The 3,331-nt window shown below is 66.2% G+C and carries 5 protein-coding genes; 3 read left to right on the forward strand and 2 right to left on the reverse strand.

What is annotated here, in order from left to right:
* The 3 genes from ACY693_RS16910 to ACY693_RS16920 form a co-directional block, all read left to right on the forward strand.
* Positions 1-188: DUF123 domain-containing protein (locus ACY693_RS16910; protein WP_462322980.1), on the forward strand; the 188-nt coding region annotated here is incomplete at its 5' end.
* A gap of 107 nt (positions 189-295) precedes the next feature.
* Positions 296-760, forward strand: a complete 465-nt coding sequence (locus ACY693_RS16915) for a hypothetical protein (RefSeq protein WP_462322981.1) — start codon at positions 296-298, stop codon at positions 758-760.
* A 338-nt stretch (positions 761-1,098) separates the two neighbouring features.
* Positions 1,099-1,329, forward strand: coding sequence for a hemerythrin domain-containing protein (locus ACY693_RS16920; RefSeq protein WP_462322984.1), 231 nt, complete (start codon positions 1,099-1,101; stop codon positions 1,327-1,329).
* 39 nt (positions 1,330-1,368) lie between these two features.
* Here ACY693_RS16920 and ACY693_RS16925 read toward each other — a convergent pair whose 3' ends face one another.
* Together ACY693_RS16925 and ACY693_RS16930 are read right to left on the reverse strand one after the other, a co-directional pair.
* Positions 1,369-2,814: a TolC family protein gene (locus ACY693_RS16925; protein WP_462322982.1), complete on the reverse strand. Its 1,446-nt coding sequence runs from the start codon at positions 2,812-2,814 to the stop codon at positions 1,369-1,371.
* Positions 2,815-2,939: 125 nt separating this feature from the next.
* The coding region (locus ACY693_RS16930) for a hypothetical protein (protein WP_462322983.1) at positions 2,940-3,331 on the reverse strand (392 nt) is incomplete at its 5' end.

A 3,331-nucleotide genomic window follows, 5' to 3' on the forward strand; every position in this document is an offset into this window, starting at 1 on the left:
CTTATGGACATGAACGCCTCGAGCACCGTTGGGCGCAGGCGTTGGGCGCTTTGCCTGGCGCGCGCTGGCCGCTGCCGCGCTTCGGCGCGAGCGACTGTCGCTGTCCGGCGCATCTGGTCGCGCTTCCCGAGCCGCCAAGTCAAGAACACCTGCAGCAGACCTTTGGCGCAGGCGAGTGGCTGGAATGAACCGCCCTTTGGTCCCAGCAGCCGGCAGCCCACGGAACGCGAACCCCATCGGGCCTGCTACCCTGCATCTGATCCTGATCTGAGCGAGATCCTCGATCCCGAGGGCTATGCTCAGCGCTATGCAGGGACAAGGCCCCGCGCTGATCACCAACCCGCTGCCAACCAGCACCCATTCAACCTCCATGACGATCCTGTTCTCGATCATCGAATCCCCCAGCCATCCCCGGCTCGAAGCGCTCTATCAGCGCTTGGGGATCACTCAGATCAAGCTGCCCTCGCAGCGCAAGGCCCTGCAGGCGCTTAAACGCAGCGCGCCGGACTGGGTAGTGGCCGAATTCTTCTACGGCTTTCGCAACAACTACGCCGGCGCCAATGTCTGCAACCTTGATGTGTTCCTCGCCAGCCTGGGCAAGCAGGCGCCCGAGGCACGGGTCATCGTCCTGGTCAGCAAAGAGCAGGCCCAGTATGTCCCGCTGCTGGCCGAGCGGTTTCCACTGCATGCGGTCTTGACCCTGCCCGTGACTGAGGCGGATGTCGAAGCCGTCCTGCCTGCTGATGCGGCCTCCCGATGACAGACAGTGACCAACAGGCCGCAGCCGCCCGCCAAGCGCTCGCCGGTTGCTTCCACGCTATGCTCTCGAGCCATTCCCTGGAACTGGTCGGCTATCCGTTCGGCTCGGTCGTACCCTACGTCCTTGACAGTCGCCTACAGCGGCTACTGTTATAGCCGTTACCCATGATTGGCTGATCGGGGTGCATCATTGTCTTCCCCTTGCCTGGCGATGTGACGCCCAGGCCTTCGTTTCTCGCTCGGACGATGCCGATGCAACGCGATCTCAACCTGGTGCGTCTGTCGCACGATCATCAAGCCGGCTTGGTGCTCGCGAAGCGGGCGCGTTAACTGGCGACGATCGCGGACCCCGAGCGCCGCGTCGCTTGGGCCGCACTCAAGACCCGCTTTGCCGATGAGCTCGAACCGCACTTTCAGCTCGAGGAGCGTGGCCTGCTTCCCGCCTTGCGCGTCGCCGGCCAGGCTGCGTTGGTCGAGCAGACCCTGAACGAGCACGCCGAGCTCCGGGCGTTGATCGTCAGTGAGACCATTGATGCCCCGGCGCGCTTCGGTGAGGCCTTGCATGCATAACGGCGAACTGACTGTCGCGCCGGTCCGCATCACCCCACATCAAGGCAAGCGGTCCTGCGAGGTCAGCGAGCCGACGACAAAGGCGAGGTTCACCGCGCCGATCAGCGTCGCTGCATGCGCCTCTGCTTGCGCCTGGCGCGCATCGAGCAGCGCGGTGTCGGCTTCAGTCGCGGCATCGACGGTGCCGACGCCATTGCGGTAGGCCGCTAAGGCGGCATCATAGGTGGTCGCAGCGGCCTCGACGAGGGCGGTGGCGGCGCGGTGTGATACGAGCGCGGTGCGCAGCGCATTGCGAGCAGCAACGATTTCGGTCACCGCAGCGGTCTGCACCCGTTGAAACTCATCGGCGGCCATCTCGGCTTGGGACTCGGCTTCTCTGACCTGAGCCTCCCGCAGACCGGCATCGTAGAGTGGCAAAGTGACACCGAGCAGCAGACCGTTGCCCGAGCCCTGCTGGCCGATGGTGGGTAGACCGGACACATCGAATCCCCCCGTGCCTGCAGCGAGGTTGCCGGCGGCATAGAGCTTGGGCAGATAGCCGGCCTGCGCGGCTTTAACCCCAGCCTTGCTGGCCTGCAGCGCCGCGTAGCTCGCCGCAACGTCGGGCCGCTGCGAAAGCGCGCGTCGGATCATTGCATCAAGTGGCGCAGAGGCCGGCTCCGGAAGCGGTCGGCTGGCCGCGCTCATCGCATCGACCTGCAACTTGGCAGTCACGCCCACGGCGGCGAGCAGGTTCTGGTAGGCATCGCGTTCTTGCCCGTCCGCCTGGACTCGACGTAACTCGGCCTGCGCCACGGCTTGGCGCGCCTGTGCGGTCTCCACACTGGTGGCGAGCCCCTGGGAATGGCGCGCTTCGACGGCGGCCCGGACCGCTTCGGCATTGCGCAATGCGGTTTCGGCAAAGCGGCGTCGCTGGATCGCTGCGCCATAGAGGTAATAGGCCTGCGAGACCTCGAAAATCAGCGTTTGATGCCTGCCGTTGAACAGCACGTTGGCCGCGATCGCCGTGTGCCTGGCCGCTGTCGCGAGCGCCTGACGCTGGCCGAAGTCAAACAGCAACCACTGCAGCGCGAGAATCCCGAGGGTGCCCTGTTCCGTGGTGTCGACACTGAGGCTTTCGCCCAGCACCTCCGGCAGCGGCGTCGTCAACTCTTGAGACCCACCGACCACCGTCGCGGTGATGACGGGCAGATAGGTCGCCTCCACCATACCGACCGCCAGCGCTGCCTGCCGTGCCCGCTGCCACGCGGCTCTGGTCGCCGGGTTCGTCCGTTGTGCGAGATCGATCAGCTCAGGCAAGCGATAGGTGCGGTCCAGATCGACCCCCTCGGTCAACGGGAGCTGCGCGCGCGCTAAATCCGCGGGGATGCTGAAATGTGCAGTCGCGTCCTCTCGTGTTGGCTGATGAGTGCGCGCGCGACTCCACAGGCCTGTCTCCTCGTCGCCCCGAGGTATCCAGGGCTGGTCGGGTGAAGGCGAGGTCATGTGCTCCGCGTTGGATGCGCAGCCAGTCAGCATCAGAACTAGCACCAGCGGCAGAGCGACCGTCAAAACCAGGGCTGCAGCGCGCAATGAGGCGCCAGCGCGGAGCAACCAAGCATGGCCGTCCGTCATCCCGCGGCTCCCTGGAGTTGGTCGAGTTGACGGCTGAAGGGGCCGGCGAACCGCGCTGGATCGGCATGCAGCATCGGAGACGACGCAGGACCGCGGCTGGGGTCTAAGTCGGAGCCGCAGCCGGGGGCGTCGGGCCCGGGTTCTCCGGCGGGTCCGTGAAAGCGTTCGGCAAGGCAGTCGAGCTGCTCGGCGGTTTGCGTGAGGTCGGCGTCGCGGTTCAGCCAGATCGAACGATTGAGCGCCTCGATCTCGGCGACCGCGCCATGCAGCGCCGCCTCGCTCGCGGGCGTCGGCCTCAGCGCGCGAGGCTCGAAGGGCAGCAGGCGCAACACCTCCTCGGCCTTGCCGACCAGCGATTCGACCGCGGCGGCGCTGCTCACGGCGTTCG

The organism is Halochromatium sp. (genome assembly GCF_054919635.1).